Source organism: Bradyrhizobium sp. BWC-3-1, assembly GCF_032917965.1.
Taxonomy (GTDB): domain Bacteria; phylum Pseudomonadota; class Alphaproteobacteria; order Rhizobiales; family Xanthobacteraceae; genus Bradyrhizobium; species Bradyrhizobium canariense_D.
The window spans coordinates 6931570-6949960 of record NZ_CP136625.1 but is presented as its reverse complement, the minus strand read 5'-3'; the positions used below and the strand labels follow the sequence as shown (position 1 = coordinate 6949960).

The 18391-nt window shown below is 65.6% G+C and carries 21 protein-coding genes; 6 read left to right on the top strand and 15 right to left on the bottom strand.

The genetic code is table 11. From position 1 onward, the window contains the following. Nucleotide 1: 1 nt before the first annotated feature. The 6 genes from RX329_RS33555 to RX329_RS33530 all read right to left on the bottom strand — a co-directional run bounded on the left by RX329_RS33555 (nt 2) and on the right by RX329_RS33530 (nt 6700). On the bottom strand, nt 2-2710 hold the full coding sequence (locus RX329_RS33555) for a DUF2339 domain-containing protein (protein WP_317244888.1): 2709 nt from the start codon (nt 2708-2710) through the stop codon (nt 2-4). Between the two features lie 49 nt (nt 2711-2759). Then, nucleotides 2760-3728, bottom strand: a complete 969-nt coding sequence (locus RX329_RS33550; RefSeq protein ID WP_317244887.1) for an NUDIX hydrolase — start codon at nt 3726-3728, stop codon at nt 2760-2762. A 205-nt stretch (nt 3729-3933) separates the two neighbouring features. Then, entirely contained in the window at nt 3934-4440 is a 507-nt protein-coding gene (locus RX329_RS33545; RefSeq protein ID WP_007607206.1) for a tyrosine phosphatase family protein, read from the bottom strand. 144 nt (nt 4441-4584) lie between these two features. Next, nucleotides 4585-5199: a YfbR-like 5'-deoxynucleotidase gene (locus tag RX329_RS33540; RefSeq protein ID WP_085352596.1), complete on the bottom strand. Its 615-nt coding sequence runs from the start codon at nt 5197-5199 to the stop codon at nt 4585-4587. Continuing rightward, the gene (locus RX329_RS33535) at nt 5196-5822 is read right to left on the bottom strand and encodes a DNA-3-methyladenine glycosylase I (RefSeq protein WP_085361347.1); all 627 of its coding nucleotides are present in this window, start codon (nt 5820-5822) and stop codon (nt 5196-5198) included. The genes RX329_RS33540 and RX329_RS33535 overlap by 4 nt, the downstream gene beginning before the upstream one ends. Continuing rightward, a complete protein-coding gene (locus RX329_RS33530) occupies nt 5819-6700 on the bottom strand; it encodes a folate-binding protein (protein ID WP_317244886.1) in 882 nt (293 codons plus the stop codon). Before RX329_RS33530 ends, RX329_RS33535 begins: the two co-directional genes overlap by 4 nt. A 101-nt stretch (nt 6701-6801) precedes the next feature. Here RX329_RS33530 and RX329_RS33525 point away from each other — a divergent pair, with 101 nt between their 5' ends. From RX329_RS33525 to RX329_RS33505, 5 genes are all read left to right on the top strand, one after another. After that, the gene (locus RX329_RS33525) at nt 6802-8139 is read left to right on the top strand and encodes a dihydroorotase (protein ID WP_018458826.1); all 1338 of its coding nucleotides are present in this window, start codon (nt 6802-6804) and stop codon (nt 8137-8139) included. After that, nucleotides 8140-9009: a sulfurtransferase gene (locus RX329_RS33520; protein ID WP_317244885.1), complete on the top strand. Its 870-nt coding sequence runs from the start codon at nt 8140-8142 to the stop codon at nt 9007-9009. 105 nt (nt 9010-9114) lie between these two features. Continuing rightward, the gene (locus RX329_RS33515) at nt 9115-9819 is read left to right on the top strand and encodes an RNA polymerase sigma factor (protein WP_317244884.1); all 705 of its coding nucleotides are present in this window, start codon (nt 9115-9117) and stop codon (nt 9817-9819) included. Nucleotides 9820-9909: 90 nt separating this feature from the next. After that, nucleotides 9910-10443, top strand: coding sequence for a DUF4142 domain-containing protein (locus tag RX329_RS33510; RefSeq protein ID WP_085352592.1), 534 nt, complete (start codon nt 9910-9912; stop codon nt 10441-10443). 10 nt (nt 10444-10453) lie between these two features. Then, nucleotides 10454-10771, top strand: coding sequence for a cupredoxin domain-containing protein (locus RX329_RS33505; RefSeq protein WP_018458822.1), 318 nt, complete (start codon nt 10454-10456; stop codon nt 10769-10771). 92 nt (nt 10772-10863) lie between these two features. Here RX329_RS33505 and RX329_RS33500 read toward each other — a convergent pair whose 3' ends face one another. From RX329_RS33500 to RX329_RS33485, 4 genes are all read right to left on the bottom strand, one after another. Continuing rightward, nucleotides 10864-11130 carry a hypothetical protein gene (locus RX329_RS33500; RefSeq protein ID WP_007594892.1) on the bottom strand — a complete coding sequence of 89 codons (267 nt, stop codon included), beginning with the start codon at nt 11128-11130 and terminating at the stop codon, nt 10864-10866. A 142-nt stretch (nt 11131-11272) separates the two neighbouring features. Beyond that, nucleotides 11273-11650 (bottom strand): TIGR02301 family protein, encoded by a 378-nt coding sequence (locus RX329_RS33495; protein ID WP_007607220.1) that lies wholly within the window; start codon nt 11648-11650, stop codon nt 11273-11275. 47 nt (nt 11651-11697) lie between these two features. Then, nucleotides 11698-12132, bottom strand: a complete 435-nt coding sequence (locus RX329_RS33490) for an NUDIX hydrolase (protein ID WP_317244883.1) — start codon at nt 12130-12132, stop codon at nt 11698-11700. Between the two features lie 18 nt (nt 12133-12150). Then, the gene (locus RX329_RS33485; RefSeq protein WP_317244882.1) at nt 12151-12651 is read right to left on the bottom strand and encodes a hypothetical protein; all 501 of its coding nucleotides are present in this window, start codon (nt 12649-12651) and stop codon (nt 12151-12153) included. Between the two features lie 63 nt (nt 12652-12714). On the opposite strand from RX329_RS33485, the gene RX329_RS33480 reads away from it, so the two are divergent. After that, nucleotides 12715-13470: an SOS response-associated peptidase gene (locus RX329_RS33480; protein ID WP_247473549.1), complete on the top strand. Its 756-nt coding sequence runs from the start codon at nt 12715-12717 to the stop codon at nt 13468-13470. A gap of 11 nt (nt 13471-13481) precedes the next feature. Here RX329_RS33480 and RX329_RS33475 read toward each other — a convergent pair whose 3' ends face one another. The 5 genes from RX329_RS33475 to RX329_RS33455 all read right to left on the bottom strand — a co-directional run bounded on the left by RX329_RS33475 (nt 13482) and on the right by RX329_RS33455 (nt 18376). After that, nucleotides 13482-14675 carry a CaiB/BaiF CoA transferase family protein gene (locus RX329_RS33475; RefSeq protein WP_317244881.1) on the bottom strand — a complete coding sequence of 398 codons (1194 nt, stop codon included), beginning with the start codon at nt 14673-14675 and terminating at the stop codon, nt 13482-13484. Between the two features lie 36 nt (nt 14676-14711). Further along, nucleotides 14712-15641: a glycine reductase gene (locus RX329_RS33470; protein ID WP_317244880.1), complete on the bottom strand. Its 930-nt coding sequence runs from the start codon at nt 15639-15641 to the stop codon at nt 14712-14714. Nucleotides 15642-15917: 276 nt separating this feature from the next. Then, nucleotides 15918-16499 (bottom strand): NUDIX domain-containing protein, encoded by a 582-nt coding sequence (locus RX329_RS33465; protein WP_085352586.1) that lies wholly within the window; start codon nt 16497-16499, stop codon nt 15918-15920. A 9-nt stretch (nt 16500-16508) separates the two neighbouring features. Further along, nucleotides 16509-16952: a GNAT family acetyltransferase gene (locus RX329_RS33460; protein ID WP_247298947.1), complete on the bottom strand. Its 444-nt coding sequence runs from the start codon at nt 16950-16952 to the stop codon at nt 16509-16511. Next, complete coding sequence (locus tag RX329_RS33455; RefSeq protein WP_317244879.1) at nt 16949-18376, bottom strand: FAD-binding oxidoreductase; 1428 nt, start codon at nt 18374-18376, stop codon at nt 16949-16951. The genes RX329_RS33460 and RX329_RS33455 overlap by 4 nt, the downstream gene beginning before the upstream one ends. Nucleotides 18377-18391: the final 15 nt, after the last annotated feature.

Below are 18391 nucleotides of genomic sequence, written 5' to 3'. Positions count from 1 at the left end.
CTCACGTGCTCGTCTGCGGAGCCGGCGGCGGTGCGGTCTGCCGCCGGAACAGGATACGCTGGTAGAGCCAGCCGATCGCGACCAGCACGATGCCGAGGCACATGAACGATAGCGCGCGGTAGACGCCCGTCAGCGTCGACATGTCGATGACGAATGCTTTCAGGATCGTCAACGCGATCACGACGGCCGATGCCAGCCGCGCCCGCTCCGAATTGACGAGAATGCCGACGCCGAGCAGCACCACGCCGAAGCCGAGCCAGCCGATCGAATAGGTATATTGCTCGGCGCCCGTCGTCGCCCCGGAGGAGAGGATCGGGCCGTGATAGAAGCGGCGGATCTCCAGCGTGACATAGGTCAGCGCGAACAGCAGCGCGCCGCCTGCAATCGTGTTGGCGTAGGCCTTGCCGCGTTCGCCGGCCACGGCATAGGACAAGAGCAGCATCAGCACCGCCGGCAGCGCGTAGCCGAGCAGCAGCAGGTTGAACACGGCGCCACCGACGTCGGTGCGCCATAGCAGCGGGTTCTCCAGGAGCAGGAGGCCGAACACGCCGACGAGCCCGCCGATCACCGTGAGCACGACCGCGCCGACATTGTGCACGACGCTGCGGCTGCGCAGTCGCAGGCGCTCCAGCCCGATCGCCAGGGCGAGCGTGATGCAGACCTGGAGGGCGAATTCGAGCAGAGAGGGTGCTGACGTCATGTTGCCGCCGGTCGCAAAATGGCGGATCTCCATGAAGGCGAGCAGCGCGGTGAACAGGATCGCGGCGCTCTCGAGCATGCGCAGCGGGGCGTCGTCGGCGCGGCGGCGCAGGAACAGGCTCGCCGCCCAGAACGATGCCGCCGGCAGGCCGTAACCCCACAACAGCCAGTTGAAGATCGGCGTGGTTCCGACGGCGTCGCCGACGATGCGCGGATCATAGCCGATCCGAGCGGTGACGAGGCCGGCGAAGATCGCGGCGAGCCAGCGCAGGAACGGGATCGGCCGCTGCATCGAGATCCAGGCGGTGCCGAGCGACATCAGCGCCAGTGCGATCGTGAGCCAGCCCTTCTCCAGCGCAAACGTCAGCGCCAGCGCCAGTGCACCGAGCGTGCCGGTCGCAAACAAGGCCGTGGAGATCATGGCGCCCGGCCGGGTCTCGCGGCGTGCAAGCGCTTCGGTGGCCGCGCCGAAGGCGGCGGCGAGCAGCACCGCGAGGATGGCGAACGGGATCGAGCGATCGAGATGCGCGATGCGTGCGTAGAGCGCGACCAGGATCGCGATCGGCGTCGCGACCCCCGCGACCGACCACACCACCGGAATGATCGCCGAGTTCGAACGTCCCTGCGCGAGGAAGCCCGCGATGCCGAAGCCGGCGGCGAAGATCGCCGCCATCACCAGATGCAGCGTCACCGCGCTATCGATCGCCGTCGGTGCGATGTCGGCCATGGGACCGCCCGGCAGCACGAGCATGTCAGGATTGGCGCGCACCGCCCATTCGGCGAACACGACGAAGACGGTCGCGGCGGCTGCGCCGAGCGCGCCGGTGGCCGCCGGCGCGCGCCAGGCGACAAGCAGCGTCGCGCCGACCAGCAGCGTGAAGGCCATCAGCGCCAGGTCCGCATGGGCGCTCGACAGCACGATCAGCATCGCGCCGAACAGATAGGCACCGAGTGAGCCCGACGAGACCGGCTCGATCTCACCGTCCTCGATCGTCGGGCCGAACATGAAGCCGCAGACCACGAGAAGAGCGGCAAGAACGAATCCTGCGATCACATGGAAAGCGTGCGGCGCGACCTGCAGGTCGCTGGTATCGAGCCCCGGAAAGATCCAGAGCACGGCGAAGGCGATTGTCGTGACCGCAAGCCAACGCCACAGCCGGATACGGGCAAGGCCGAAGCTCGCGGCGGTGACGACGGCGAGATAGATGTAGAGCGCCCAATAGTCCGGCTTGCCGCTGGAGACGAGGATCGGCGTCACGAAGGCGCCGACCACGCCGAGGCCGGCGAGCGCGGGCCCGTGCAGGAGCGCGGCAGCCAGCGTGCCGAGCGCGACGAGGCCGAGCAGCACGAAGGCGGTCGCGGGCACGAGGAAGCCATAGAGCGCGTACGCCGCGTAGATGGTCGCAAATGCCACCGCCGTACCGGCTGCGGTGAGGATAGCGGGAATGTTGGCGATCGGCAGCGCGGCGATGTTGGAGATGCTCTCCTTGCGCCGTGACCATTCGCCGGCGCCCAGCAGCGCCAGCGCGAACACGCCGCCAAGGAACACGCGCACGCCGGGGCCAAGGAGGCCAGCCTCGATCGAATAGCGCACCATGAAGAAGCCGCCGAGCGCGAGCGCCAGGCCGCCGATCCAGACTACCCAGCGCGTGCCGAGCCGTTCCTCGAACCCGGGCGCGGGTGCGGGCAGCGGCGGCGTCGCGTCGGCCTCGGTGCTCGCTTGGAGCGGAGGCGGTGAAATATCTTCGGTGACGAGCGGGGGCGGCGCCTCGGCTCTGGCTTCGGCTTGGGGCACAAGCGGCGGTGGCGCTGCGGAAGTTGTGGGGGGCGCGTCAGCCCACACATCTGCGGGGATCAGCGGCGGCTGCACGGGCCGTTGCGCGCGGAACATCTCTTCGAGCGAGCTTAGCCGTCGTCGCAGTTCAGCCGCCTGGCTGGAAGCCTTGATCGCGATGATGAAGGCGATGATCGCAATGATCAGCGCGAAGACGTCAAACGGGCCGTCAGACATAAAGCCTCCAGGCAACCGGCGGGCAGGGGCCGATCACGCATATCTCGGGTTAGCGCCGGGAGCGTACGCGCAAGCCCGGCGCGGGTCGCTCCTGAAGCACGTCGCGACGGAAGCGGTAGAGCGCCGCCGGACGTCCGCCCGTCTGTGTCGACATCACCCCGGTCGGTTCGACCAGGGCTTCCATTTCGACCAGGCGGCGGAAATTTTGTTTGTGCAGGTGTCGGCCGGAGATCGCCTCCACCGTATACTGCAATTCGGTAAGTGTGAATTCGGCGGGCAAAAGTTCAAAGACCACAGGACGATACTTCAGTTTTGCACGCAGTCGCGCGACCGCTGTCGCAAGAATCCGGCGGTGGTCGAAGCGCATGGATGTGCCGAGCGCGGACAGCGCCTTGCGCGCTAATGCCGCAGGGCGACCGTCGCGCCGCGCTTCCTCGACCAGCCCTGCCTCGTACAGGAGCTCGTAGCGGTCGAGCACGCGCTCCTCGTCCCAGGACGCGCCGTCGAGACCGAAATAGAACCGCACCCGATCCTTGCGCGGCAATGCGCGCGTCGTCTCCGGCGTCTCCTCTTCGGCCCAGCCGGTCAATGCCGGGATGATGTTGTCCGCGATGATCGCGGGCGGCCCCTCGCGCCAGTCCTCCCAAGGCAGGAAGCGATACCACGGCGCGAAGCTCGCACTCGTGGCTGCCAGTTCGCCGCCGAAGGCGCGCGTCAGTGCGAGATAGCCGATCGACACCATGTGCGCGCCGGTGTCGCCAGCCTCGGCATGCCGGCCGCGATCGCCGAACGTGTAGAGCTGCTCGACATAGCCGAGCCGCAGGCCCGTCTGTTCCTCGACCCACGCCCGCAGCCCGATCTCGAAAGTGCGATGGCTCGGCGCATCGAACGGGCCGAACGGCAGGCCGGCCAGGCCGTCACTGTCGCGCGCGGTGAGGATCAGCGGTTCGTGATCCTCGATCGCGACGATCGCGGCGGTCAGGCCGATCTCGATCGGCGTCAGCAGCTTTTCGCTCATGCGATGGCGATCGCCGGTGCGGCCGTGAACTGGTCATGCCCGGGCTTGTCCCGGGCATCCACGTTCTTCGTGCCGCAGCAAAGGTCGTGGATGGCCGGGACAAGCCCGGCCATGACGATGTGGAGGCGTCTGCGTAAAGGCTCGCATGCGATTGCTCTGCTCGCAAGCGGGAGAGGGGGCACACCTGTGCTGTGGTGCGCAACTGTCATTCGAGCTCGATCACGAAGGGGCGGCCCTCGACCATCATCGCGCCCGGGCCCATCTCGTCGAGTGCGCGCAGCATGCGGCCGTTGCGCCCCAGCGCACGGTCGGCAAGGCCGACGATGCGGCGGTTCGGTGAGGCGATCGGGGACGCCGCCCGGATCTTCTTCGCGATCTCGGTCTCGTCGCGATTCGGATTGAGTGCGCACACGGCGGCAAAGGCGCTCGCGGTGGAGCGGCTGATGCCGGCATAGCAATGCACCACCAGCGGCGCGTCGCGGTCCCAGCCGCGCACGAAGTTCAGCACCTGCTCGATATGCGTTTCCGACGGCGCGACGAAGCCGTCCATCTCCTCGGTGATGTCGTCCATCGACACCTTGAGATGGTTGGCCGGCAGCACCGACACCGGCCGCGCCACCTGTTCGACATTGGCCATCACGGTCAGCACGTGGCTGGCCTTGGTGAGGCGGACGGTTTCGGGAAGGGCGGCGAGGGAGCAGACGTGGATCATGGCGGACCTTTTTCCGCAGATTATAGCGAGCGTTGGCGGGGTGGGCAAAGCGAAGCGTACCCACCACTTTCGTCTCATTGCGCAAAACAGTGGGCGGCAAGGGCCCCTTTGCCCGCCCTGCAGGACTCTAACCCACGACAACGATCACGCAAACACGGCGCCAAACCGCTCCAGAAACTGCTTCTCGGCCCGGGCAGCCGTCCAGGGCGTGAGATAGTCGCGCCGGACGCTGTCGGACAGGCCGGGATCCTTGCCGAACAGGCGCTTGGCCTCGCTCTCGCTGAAGCCGGCAAGCGTCGTTGCCTCCAGATAGGCCGCGCCGCGATCGGCGGCCTTGATCGCCAGCGTGATCTCGTCCGGCAGTACCGGCGGCAGGCCAAAGCGGATGTGAATCGCGCCGAGCAGACGTTTCTCGACCGCCTTGTAATGACCGTCGAGCACGGCCTTGAACGGCGAGATCATGTCGCCGATCACATATTCGGGCGCGTCATGCAGCAGCGCGGCAAGCCGCATGCGCTGATCCACGCGGGGATTCTCGTGCCGCATCACGGTTTCGACCAGCAGCGTATGCTGCGCGACAGAGAAGATGTGTGCGCCGATGGTCTGGCCGTTCCAGCGGGCAACACGCGCCAGCCCATGCGCGACGTCGGCGATCTCGATATCGAGCGGGGAGGGATCGAGCAAATCGAGCCGCCGGCCCGACAGCATGCGTTGCCAGGCGCGGGTGTCGGCGCCGCGGTCCGTCTTCTTCGCGCTCATTTGGCCTTGAGGCGCGGCTTGCGCTGCGACTTGCCGCAGCTCGCGTGACAATGGCAGTCGACGAGATGATCGTTGACCATGCCGGTCGCCTCCATGAAGGCATAGACGATGGTCGGGCCGACGAATTTGAAGCCGCGCGAGGCCAGCTCCTTGGAGATCTGCATGGAGAGCGGCGTCGAGGCAGGCACGCTCGCGGTGGTCTTGAAATGATTGACCTTGGGCCTTCCGTCCATGAAGTCCCACAGGAATTTCGAGAAGCCGGGGCCCTTCTCCATGATGGCGAGATAGGATTTCGCGCTTGATATCGCGCCGTCGATCTTGGCCTTGTTGCGCACGATGCCGGCATCGTTCATCAGCGCGTGAACCTTCTTCTCGTTGTAGCGTGCGATCTTTTCCGGCTGGAAATCGTCGAAGGCTTTGCGAAAATTGTCGCGCTTGCGCAGGATCGTGATCCAGGACAAGCCGGCCTGGAAACCGTCGAGGATCAGCTTCTCATAGAGCGCGCGGTCGTCATATTCCGGCACGCCCCATTCAGTATCGTGATAGGCGACGTAAAGCGGATCTTCGCCGGGCCAGGGGCAACGCGTCTTTCCGTCGGGATGCAGGCGAGGGGCACGGCTCATGCGATGGGTTGCTTCGTTGGAATGCGCACGACGTCTGGTTCCGCAAGCCTCACAGCGAGCCCACCGGCAGTCAGCGCCTGTCCCGCATCGAGCGCATCGGCGACGCGGTCGATGCGCACCAGCGCGATACCCTTTCCTTTCGCCGACGAGCCCATCGTGCCGACCGGCTTGTCGCCGGCCATGACGCTGACGCCGGGCTCAGGCGAGAGATCCTCGAGTAGCACCTTGACGCTGCGGGTGCGCGCGGTGCCGCGATGCTGCATGCGCGAGACGACCTCCTGGCCGACATAGCAGCCCTTGTCGAAATCGACGCCGGAAAGGCGGTCCATGTTGGTCTCGTGCGGGAACGCATCGCTGTAGGTGAAATCGAGCCCGCCGCGCGGCACGCCGAGCGCGATGCGGTGGGGCTCGTATGCGGCGGCGTCGACGAGTTCGGCGCCGATCAGATCGGACAGCTTCTGTTGGAGGTCTTGAGGGATCAGGATGCGATAGCCGAGGTCTTCATTGCGCGGATCGGCGAAGGCGAGGTCGGGCTGGGCCGCAGGCTTGCCGTCCCAGGCCGCGAGCACGCCGAGATCCTCGGACAGGTTTTCCACCGTGACCTTGGCGCGCAGCTTGTAGAATTTCAGCTTGGTGGCGAGGCCGTCGGCAAGCGGCTTCGGGCAATCGATCAGGAACCCGCCGCCATGACCGGCAGGCGCTTCCGTGATCAGGAAATCCACGATGATCTTGCCCTGCGGCGTCAGCAGCGCGCCGAATCGGCCCAGGCCCGGCTTCAGCTTGTCGACATCGGTCGTGACGAGGCCATTGAGGAAGTTGCGCGCATCCTCGCCCGCGACCTTGATCACGCCCCGGTCCGGAAGAAACGCTGATTTCATACGAAAATCTCTTGCGACATGTTGCTCCGGAACGTAAGCCCGCAAGGCAAAAACGACAAGACCTCAAGCCCCGCGCTTGGGGACGAGAGAGGCCTTCAGCCATGACCCAGCGTTTCGACGTGATCCTCAAGGGCGGCACTGTCGTCAACCAGGACGGCGAGGGGACCCGCGATGTCGGCGTCGTCAACGGTCGCATTGCCGAAATCGGCGCGCTGTCGCAGGCTTCCGCCGCGGAAGTGATCGACTGCAAGGGCCTGCACATCCTGCCCGGCGTGATGGATACGCAGGTGCATTTCCGCGAGCCCGGGCTGGAGCAGAAGGAAGACCTCGAGACCGGCTCGCGCAGCGCCGTAATGGGCGGCGTCACCGCCGTGTTCGAGATGCCAAACACCGCGCCGTTGACCGTGACGGAGGCCACCTTCACCGACAAGGTGAAGCGCGCCCATCACCGCATGCATTGCGACTTCGCCTTCTTCATCGGCGGCACCCGCGAGAATGTGCAGGACCTGCCGGTGCTGGAGCGTGCGCCCGGCTGCGCCGGCGTGAAGGTGTTCATCGGCTCCTCGACCGGCGCGCTCTTGGTGGAGGATGACGAAAGCCTGCGCCGCATCTTCCAGGTGATCCGGCGCCGCGCGGCGTTCCACGCCGAGGACGAATACCGCCTCAACGACCGCAAATCGCTGCGTATCGAGGGCGACACGCGCTCGCACCCGGTGTGGCGCGACGAGACCGCCGCGCTGATGGCGACGCAGCGGCTGGTGAAGCTCGCACACGAGACCGGCAAGCGCATCCACGTGCTGCATATCTCGACCAAGGAAGAGATCGAATTTTTGCGCGACCACAAGGACGTCGCCTCCTGCGAGGCGACGCCGCATCATCTCACGCTGGTTGCGCCCGAATGCTACGAGCGGCTCGGCACGCTGGCCCAGATGAACCCGCCGGTGCGCGGCGCCGATCACCGCGCCGGGATCTGGCGCGGCATCGAGCAGGGCATCATCGACGTGCTCGGCTCGGACCACGCCCCGCATACGCTGGAAGAGAAACAGAAGACCTATCCGGCCTCGCCCTCCGGCATGACCGGCGTGCAGACGCTGGTGCCGCTCATGCTCGACCACGTCAATGCGGGTCGGCTGTCGCTGGCGCGTTTCGTCGATCTCACCAGCGCCGGCCCCGCGCGCCTCTACAACATGGCCTGCAAGGGGCGGATCGCCGCCGGCTATGACGCCGACTTCACCGTCGTCGATCTCAAGCGCAGCGAGACCATCACCAACAAATGGGTCGCGTCCAAGGCCGGCTGGACCCCCTATGACGGGTTGCGCGTCACCGGCTGGCCCGTAGGCACCTTCATCCGCGGCCGCCGCGTGATGTGGCAGGGCGAGCTCGTGACGGCCGCGCAAGGTGAGCCGGTGCGGTTTCTGGAGACGCTGAGGGAGGAGTGAATGACCGAACCGACACCCCTCATCACCACCGAGCAACTTGCAGCCCAGCTCGGCGATCCCAACCTGCGCCTCTACGACTGCACGACCTACAACGAGCCGGTGCCGCCAGGCAGCGATGTGCCCTATCGCGCCGTGCCGGGCGATAAGGCGTTCGAGGCCGGCCATATTCCGGGGGCTGATTTTCTCGACCTGCAAGGCGAGTTCTCCGACGCCTCTGCGCAGCAATTCTTCATGATGCCTGATGTGGCCCAGCTGGAGGCCGCCTTCGGCCGCCACGGCCTCGATGCATCCAAGTCCGTCGTGCTCTACAGCATCGGCACCATGATGTGGTCGACGCGGGTCTGGTGGATGCTGCGCTCGCTCGGCGTCGACGCGCGGGTGCTCGACGGCGGCCTCGACAAATGGAAGGACGAGGGACGCCCGGTCGTAACAGGCGCCCCGAAGGGCTATCCGGCCACGACCTTCAAGGCCACACCGCGCGCAGGCTTCTTCGTCGACAAGAATGCAGTGAAGGCGCGGCTGGGCGATCCCGCGACTGTTATCGTCAACGCGCTCGGTCCCCAATTTCATCGCGGCCTCGAGCCGAGTCGCTACGGGCGGCCCGGCCGCATTCCCGGCAGCGTCAACGTATCAGCGGCAGTTCTCACCAATGCCGACAAGACGCTGACGACGCTCGCCGATGCCGAAGCCAAATTCGCCGCGGCAGGCGTCACCCGCGACAAGAACGTGATCTGCTATTGCGGCGGCGGCATCTCGGCGACGATCGACCTGCTGCTGCTGACGCAGCTCGGCTACGACAAGCTGACGCTGTACGATGCTTCGATGGGGGAGTGGGCGAAGGATCCGGCGCTGCCGATCGAGACGGATTAGGACATTCCTTGGCCCCTCCCCCAGGGGAGGGACAGAAAGTTGGGAACCTTTCCCTTGGGGCGGCATCCAATGTCCGGAACGAAGCCAAACGAGCAGGTGACCGCCATGCCACGGATCGCAGCCGGCCTGTCCGCCGGCGCCAAGACTTCAGAAATCAGGACATTGGAAGCCGAACTGGTCGAGCGGGCGCGGGGCCGTGACGAGGCCGCGCTGCGCGAGATCATGCAGGCCAACAACCGCAGGCTCTATCGTCTGGCGCGCGGAATTCTGCGCAGCGACAGCGAAGCCGAGGATGTCGTTCAGGAAACCTATGTCCGCGCCTTCACCCATCTCGACGGCTTCCGCGGCGAGTCCGGACTGTCGACGTGGCTGTCGCGCATCGCCATCAACGAGGCACTTGGCCGGGCGCGAAGCGCCAGGCCGCAGGTCGAGCTCGGCTCGGTGCCCGAAGCGACGCTCGAGGCGCAGATCATCAAATTTCCCGCTTCTCCCCCAGGCGATCCGGAAAGGACCATGGCCCAACGTGAAATCCAGCGCGTCGTCGAGCGCGCCATCGATGAATTACCGGATGTCTTCCGCATGGTCTTCGTCGCCCGCGTCATGGAAGGGATGAACATCGAGGAGACCGCCGAGCTGCTCGGCGTCAAGCCCGAGACCGTGAAGACGCGGCTGCACCGTGCGCGGACCATGCTGCGCGAGAACGTCGAAAAGGAGATCGGTCCGGTGGTGATGGATGCGTTCCCGTTCGCCGGGTGGCGCTGCGAGCGGCTGACCGTGTCAGTGCTGCAGCGGCTTGGCATCGGCGGCTGAATTTTTCGGGAACGTTTGCGCGAGAATTCCATCCAACGCCTGTGAAGCAACGCGCCGGCAAAACGTCCGGCACCACAGGAGTGTCAAACCATGTTCGTTCGTTGGACCACGGCGATCGCCGCTGCAATTTTGTTGTCGAGCCCCGCGCTGCTGCAAGGCGCTAGAGCAGCCGACAAGCTGACCGATCCGCAGATCGCCCATATCGCCTACACCGCGGGCGTGATCGACATCAACGCAGCCAAGCAGGCGCAGAAGAAAGCCAAGAACAAGGACGTGAAGGCGTTTGCCGAGGACATGCTGCGCGACCACGAGGCCGTCAACAAGCAGGCGCTCGCGCTGGTCAAGAAGCTGAACGTCACGCCTGAAGACAACGACACCAGCAAAGCGCTGTCAAAGCAGGCGAGCGAGAAGCTCGCCGAACTGGACAAGCTGAGCGGTGCGGCCTTCGACAAGGCCTATGTCGCGAACGAGGTCGCCTACCACAAGACGGTCAACGGCGCGCTGGAAACCCAGCTCATTCCGTCCGCCAGCAATGCCGAACTGAAGAGCCTGCTGCAGACCGGCCTGAAAATCTTCCAGGGCCATCAGCAGCACGCCGAGCACGTCGCGGCGGAGCTGAAATAGGGAGGCGATGATGCTGGGACGATTGTCCGCGATCGCGACAGCGGTCCTGCTCGTGGCGGTGGCCGTCCCGGCGCACGCTGCGACCATCGAGATCACGATGGAGAATCTCGAAGTGTCGCCGAAAGACGCTTCGGCCAAGGTCGGCGACACCATTGAATGGATCAACAAGGACGTCTTCGTCCACACCGCGACAGCCAGGAACGGCGATTTCGACGTCAACCTGCCGGCGAAAAAATCAGGGACGTTGGTTCTGAAGAAGGCGGGCACGATCGATTATTACTGTCGCTTTCATCCCAACATGAAAGCGACGCTCAAGATCGAGCCGTAACGGGCTCGGAGCGTATTCCCGGCCGTAGCGGAAGCTGGCCCCGCCTACGTGGCGGGGTCATTTTCTGCAAGGCTTACTGCCTGGAGAAAGACTTACTGTCTGGAAATGTCGACCGAGAATTCGCCGTTGCGGATGCGGCCGGGAAAGCCTTCGACGAACTTCGCCACCGCGTCCTCGCCATAGGTGCCGACGAGCTCGGCAAGGGCCGCAAACAGGCTCGCCTGCGCCAGGCAGTCGCCGTCGACGCCATCATGGCGCGCTTCCGCCCAGGCCTCGTTGAGATAACTCAGTGCGGCCTGCTTCTGCTCGTGATCGGGCAGCGGCGCGCGTGCGGGAGCGTAGGACACTGGATGGCTCATGAAACTCGTCGGGGCTGGGGCGCAATCCACGGCGATGCGCTGTGCGAGAGGTGTAGCACGCACGTTAACGCCCGCTAGGCCACATCTTTAGGAACGGTTAACGGCTGTGTACAAAGTCGATGACAGGGTTCCCGCCGCTGTCTCAGTTCGCGTAACGCGCCGTGAGATCGCGCGAGATCTTGGCGCCTTCCTCGATATAGCGGCGGATCGCCACCGTCGCGGCCGGCGTGCAGCTCCGGTAGGTCTGCTGAAAACCGTTATAGCCGCGGTTGAAGCCGGCGATCATGCGGGTGCGGCGTTCGCCGGCGGGGGTTTCGGCATCGATCAGCGCCTGCATCTCGCTGCGCCATTTGTTGCCCTCGTTGGACCCGCAGATGCCGCGCAGATAGTGCAGCCCGCCGAGGATCTCCGCCAGTCGCTGCAAATCGCCGTCAAACGGCGCTGCCCCGTCCTGAGCCCTCGTGGGCACCGAGGCGCAGGCGAGAATCAGGGCAAAAATGGCCAGAAATCGCGTCGACATCGGCCGGGTGTATGCCTCCTCGGGGCGATAGACGCAAGGCGGGGCCGTCAGGGGCCCATCAGCCGGTGAGCGGACTGGATGACCTCTTCCAGCCCGCCGGTCAGCTTGAGGTCGCCAAGGCTCGCCAGAGCCTTTGGGGCGATCCAGCGATAGTCGTCGAGCTCGTCGTTGAGAGCCGGCTCCCGGGCCACCCAGCGGGCGGCAAAGGACATGATCAGGTAGTGGCCGGCGCCGGCCGCGGCCGGCAGCACTTCGCGCCAGCCCGCGAGGCCAATGATTTCGATATCTAGCCCGGTCTCCTCGTCGATCTCGCGCGCCAGCGCCTGGTGCAGCGATTCGCCGAACTCGACCCGGCCGCCCGGCAGCGAATAGAACCCCTTTGCCGGCGAATGTGCGCGACGGGTCAGAAGCACCTTGCCGTCACGAAAAATCGCGGCACTGACCGCGATCTGGGGACGGGTGGGCTGAACGATCGCAGCCATGACTTCACCTGCTCGGGCTCAGTTCGCCATGATGTTGTCGACGTCGGCTTCCGCGCCGCCATTGATGATGCCGCCGCAGGCCGCGATCAGCGGCTTGACCCAGTGGGCGGCCTGCTCGGCGAGGCGAACGCGGGTCGTGTCCTTCTCGACCTCGCGCATGGCCGAGCCGACCGCCGTCAGGATCGAGGTCATGGTGTCGGTGAGGTGGTCGAACTGGGCGCGCACGTTCGGGTCGGCCTTTTCATAGGCCTCGATCGCCAGATCCCGGGCCTTGAAGTTCGAGGCGGTGAAATGCTCGGCATAGGACAGCGGCGACCAGGTCAGAAAATCTTCCGCGCATTCCGGCATGTCGGGGACCATTTCCAGCAGCATCACGGCTTCATTGAAATGGTTGAGATAGTCGGTGGCAAGCCCGGTCCGCGGGTTGATGTTGGCCACGCGCAGCCGCTCGGCCCAGGCTGCAGCCTTGGGCCCCGTCTGTCCATGCATTCGCGCCGGCTGGGAGACCGTTGAGCTCATCTGCCGCAGTGTTAACGTTCGGGGTTAAAAGGACCTGAACGGACCCTATATAGGCCCTCAAGGATGTGTGGACGCTTCGTCATAACTTCGGCCCCCGCGGCTTTGCGGCAACTGTTCGGCTACATTGAGCAGCCGAACTTCCCACCCCGGTTCAATGTGGCCCCGACACAACCGATTCCGGTCGTGCTGGCCGAGAACGGCGCGCGCCATTTTCGCCTGATGCGCTGGGGTTTGCTGCCGGGTTGGGTCAAGGATCCCAAGGGATTTTCGCTCCTTATCAATGCGCGTTCCGAGACGGTGCTGGAGAAGCCCGCTTTCAAGAACGCGATTCGCCGGCGCCGCGGCCTGATTCCGGCCGACGGCTATTACGAATGGAAGGCGGAGGGTGGCCGCAAGCAGCCCTTCTTCATCCATCGCGCCGACGGCGCGCCGCTCGGCTTTGCAGCGGTGTTCGAGACCTGGGTCGGGCCGAACGGCGAGGAGCTCGACACGGTCGCGATCGTCACGGCGGCGGCGAGCGAGGATCTCGTCACGCTGCATGATCGCGTGCCCGTCACCATCAGCCCGCGCGATTTCGAGCGCTGGCTCGACAGCCGCAGCGATGACCTCGATGCGGTGTTGCCGCTGATGACCGCCCCGCGCATCGGCGAATTCGCCTGGCACCCGGTCTCCACCCGCGTCAACCGCGTCGCCAATGACGACGACCAGTTACTCCTGCCGATCAGCGCGGAGGACATGGAGGCGGAGGCGCCGAAGAAGAAGGTGGCGCGGAAAGCGGCGGCCGGGCCGGCCGATGACGGGCAGGGGTCGTTGTTTTAGGCGCTTCGCCCTTACACGATCTCCCGCGCCCGTAGTGCTGCGATCTCCGCTGCGTCAAATCCCAGCTCGCCCAGCACCGCATCCGTATCCGCGCCGAGCTCCGGCGCCATCCGGTCGAGCCTGCCGCCGCCATGCGCGAGCTTGAATCCGCTGCCGGCGAAACGAAGCCGGCCGTAGGGCGTATCGAGTTGCTGGATCGCGCCGCGCGCCTTGATCTGCGGATGGTCGATGACTTCCTCGACTTTCCAGATGCTGGCGCAGGGCGCGCCGGCGTCTTCCAGAATGGTCTCCCATTCGCGCGCAGGCCTTGCCGCGAGCGCCTCTTCGATGATGGCGCGCAGCGCCGGCTCGTTCTCGTTGCGCGCAAACCAGTCGGCAAAGCGCGGATCGCTGAGCGCGTCCTCGCGGCCGAGCGCAGACATCAGTGCGCGATATTGCTTCTCGTTGTTGACGGCGAGCAGGATGTGACCGTCGCCGCATCTAAACAAATTCGCCGTGGTCCTGCGGCTGACGGCCTGATTCCCCGACAGCTGCTGGCGATGGCCCGCGACCGACCAGTCCGCGATCTGCCCCGACAGGAACGCCATCGTCGCCTCCAGCATGGAGACGTCGATGAGCTGGCCCTTGCCGGTGCGGTCGCGCTGGTAAAGCGCGCTCGACACGCCGAACGCAGCGGTGGCGCCCGACAGCACGTCGCACACCGCAAAGCCGGCGCGGGTCGGCCCAGTCTCGGGATGACCCGTGATCGCCATGATGCCGGACAGCGCCTGCATCTTGCCGTCATAGCCGGGGCGCAGCCGGTCCGGACCGGTCTGGCCGAAGCCGGACACCGCGCAGTAGATCAGCTTCGGATTGATCGCGGACAGCGCCTCGTAGCCGATGCCGAGCCTGTCCATCACGCCGGGGCGGAAATTCTCCATGACGACGTCGACTTGCGCGGCGAGCTTCTTCACGATCGCGATCGCATCGGGCTTTTGCAGATCGAGCGTCAGGCTGCGCTTGTTGCCGTTGATGGCCTGGAACGACGGCGCCAGCCCGCGCTCCGCCCATTCGCGCGACAGCGGCGTGCGGCGCATGTCCTCGCCCTCGCGCCGCTCGACCTTGATGACGTCGGCGCCCAGCAGCGCGAGCTGGTAGCTCGCATATGGGCCGGCCAGCACTTGCGTGAAGTCCAGGATCTTCACGCCCTCGAACGGTCGCGTCACGTCGCTCTCCCTGTTTGTTTTGGTTGTCGGAGGACGTCAGGCGGCGCGATTGCCGCGCGCGATCTCCTTCTGCTTGTCGAATTCGGCACGGCGGCGCGCCAGCTCTTCAGCTGAGAGCTGCGCGACGTTGTTGTAGTCGAGCTTCCAGGAAGCGTCCTCGCTCCAGCGCAGCGGCGACTGCATCGTGGTCTGCGGGCCGCTCGCGGTCTCCAGCAGTCTGAGCGCCAGCTCGAGCGTCTGCGCCTGCGAGGCGATGTCGTGCGGCTTGCCGGCGGAATTGCCGAGCGGGAAATCCGAGAACAGAAAGCGCGGCACGGCGGCGTGCTCGATGATGTCCTTGGCGCAGCCCATGATCACGGTCGGAATGCCGTTCGCCTCGAGATGCCGGGCCACCAGCGCCGTGGTCTGGTGGCAGACCGGACAGTTCGGCACCAGCACGGCGACATCGACCTTGTCGGCAAGGCAGCGCGCCAGAATTTCCGGCGCGTCGGTGTCGAGGGTGACGCGATGACTGCGGTTGGTCGGCGCGCCGAAGAAGCGCGGGGCCACCTCGCCGATGCGCTCCGCCGCGCTCGCCTTCAAGAGTTGCGGCAGCGGAAACCAGGTGCCGTTGTCGGTGGCCGTGGTGTGCTTGCGGTCGTAGCCGATATGCGAGATGCGAAGGTCGTGGGGCTTCGCCGTGTCGCCCTCATAGACCTGGTAGAATTTCGCGCCGCCATTATAAGCCGCGCCCGGCCCCTGGTCGCCCTTGGTGGGGTCGTATGGCGCGGCGGTCGTGATGATGGTGACGCTTGATTGCGACAACGGCTTCTTTAGCGGCTGGAACGGCGCCTCGGTGTAGTGAGCCCAGCGATACGCCGTGGTGTAGCCAATCGCGGCGTAATAGTCCCGCGTGCGCTGCATATAGGGAACGGGGGCGTCATAGTCGGGCGCAAAGCCGAATTCGTCGTCGCGCGAAGCGGACATGGGGCGCGTCTCCTGGTTCTTGTTGGCGACAGACTAGAGATAGTCGGGGGTGAGCTCAACGGGGGGCGGGGCAATGCAGGTCAGAATTGCACTGATAGAGCCAGGTCCGCTTTTTCCCCTCTCCCCTTGCGGGCGAGGGTGGCTCGCCGCGAAGCGGCGAGACGGGTGAGGGGTCTCTCGCGTGCTCAACTGCATGAGATGCGCGCGCGGACAGAAACCCCTCATCCGCCGCTTCGCGCCACCTTCTCCTGCAAGGGGAGAAGGAAGGAAGACAACCTACCGAAACACATGCAGCGCCACATGCTGCAGCAGCATGATCGCCTTGGCGTCGATGATACGCCCGTCCGCGATCATCGCCAGCGCCTCGTCAATGCCGAGCTCCAGCACCTCGATGTCCTCGCCTTCGTGTTCGAGGCCGCCGCCGTCGCTGACCCGCATCTCCGGCTCGTACTCGGCGACGAAGAAATGCAGCTTCTCGGTGATGGCGCCGGGGCTCATAAACGCTTCGAACACCTTGTGGACGTGGTGCAGGCGATAGCCGGTTTCCTCCTCGGCCTCGGCGCGGATGCGCACCTCGGGCGAGGCGTCGTCGAGCACCCCGGCGGCGGCTTCGATCAGGAGATCGTCGTAACCGCGGATGAAGGCCGGCAAGCGGAATTGCTTCACCAGGATCACCGTGCGCCGCGCTCGGTTGTAGGGCAGCACGGCGGCGGCGTTGTCGCGCTCATAGGTCTCGCGGTGCTGCGTCTGCCATTCGCCATTGGCGCGCCGGTACTCGAACGTGGTGGTCTTGAGGGGGGTCCAGCCGTCCGAGAGCACGCGGACGTCCTTGATGCGAACGCGGTCGGATATGGTCATGCTTCGATCTCAGTTGCTTGGCGTTGTGGTGCGGCCGTCGATCCACTTCTGGAACATCACCGAGGTCGATTCCTCGAAACCCAGCGACTGGTAGAACGCATTGGCCTGCTCATTGCCGCGCCGGACCAGCAGCTGGAGCTTCAAAATTCCAGCCGCGCGCAGCCAGTCTTCGGCCGCGGCCATGATGACGCGGCCGTAGCCACGCTTCCGGCTATCCGGATCGACGGCGACGTAATAGACCCAGCCGCGATGGCCGTCATGGCCGACCATGACGGTGGCGACGATGGCGCCGTTGTCGCGGCCGAGCAGGATGGTGGAATTGTCGCGCCGTCGCGCCAGCGCGATGTCGGCATGCGGATCGTTCCACGGCCGCGTCAGCCCGCAGCGCTGCCACAGCGCGACCACGGGCTCGACATCGGCCTCGGTGATCGCGTCGATCTTGAGCGCACTCACAGCACTTTTCCCGGGTTCATGATTCCAAGCGGATCGAGCATCGCCTTGAGCTGTCGCATCAGCTCAATTGCGGTCTTGTCCTTCACCTCGGGCAGCTCGTCGCGCTTGAGCACGCCGATGCCGTGCTCGGCCGAGATCGACCCGCCCATGCGCAGCACGATGGCGAACACGACCGCGTTCATCTCGTGCCAGCGCGCCAGATAGTCCGCGGTGTTGGCGCCTATGGGCTGGCTGACATTGTAGTGCAGATTGCCGTCGCCGAGATGGCCGAACGGCACCGGCCGCGCGCCGGGAATCAGCTTCACCACGGCTTCATTGGCCTCGGCGATGAAGGCCGGCACGGTGGCCACCGGCACGGAGATGTCGTGCTTGATCGAGCCGCCCTCCGGCTTCTGCGCCGACGACATCTCGTCGCGCAGTTTCCAGAAGCCGGCGCGCTGGGTCAGATTGGCCGCGATCACCGCGTCGTCGACGATCTCGTCCTCCATGGCGCGGCCAAGGATCGTTTCCAGCGGCGTCCGGGCGTCATCGCCGGGCGACGACAATTCCATCAGCACGTACCAGGCATGCTTTTGCGCGAGCGGATCGCGCACGTCGATGCCGTGGCGGATCGAGAAATCGACCGCCATCTCCGAGAGCAGCTCGAAGCTCGTCAGCGCATTGGCGGCCTCGCTTTGCGCGATCGCCAGCAGCTTCAGCGCGGCGTCCGGCGACTTCAGCCCGACGAAGGCGGTCTCGATCGACCGCGGCTTCGGAAACAGCTTCAGCGTCGCCGCCGTGATGATGCCGAGCGTGCCTTCGGCGCCGATGAACAGGTTGTGCAGATTGTAGCCGGTGTTGTCCTTCTTCAGCTTCGACAGCACGTTGAGCACGCGACCGTCCGCCAGCACCACCTCGAGCCCCAGCGCCATCTCGCGCGCGACGCCATAGGCCAGCGCGGCCGTGCCGCCGGCATTGGTCGAGAGATTGCCGCCGATAGTGCAGCTGCCCTCCGCCCCCAGCGACAGCGGAAACAGCCGGTCCACGTCCGCGGCCTTCTGCTGCGCGATCTGCAGCACGACGCCGGCCTCGCAGGTCATAGTGTTGGAGGCGGTGTCGATCTCGCGGATCTTGTCGAGCCGGCGCAGCGACACCACCACCTCGCCATTGTGCGGGGTCTGGCCGCCGACGAGCCCGGTGTTGCCGCCCTGTGGCACCAGCGCGATCTTGTGCTCGGAGGCGAGCTTGCAGATTGCGGCGACTTCCGCGGTCGAGCCCGGGCGCAGCACCAGCGGCGAGCGGCCGTGGAATAGATTGCGCTCTTCGGTGACGTAGGCCTCGATGTCGGCTACATCGGTGATGGCGTGCCTCTCGCCGACGATCTTGCGGAATTGTTCGATCAGCTCGGGCGCAAGCGGCGGGGTGGCGGGATGATTAATGTTCATTGTCTTGTCTCTTGC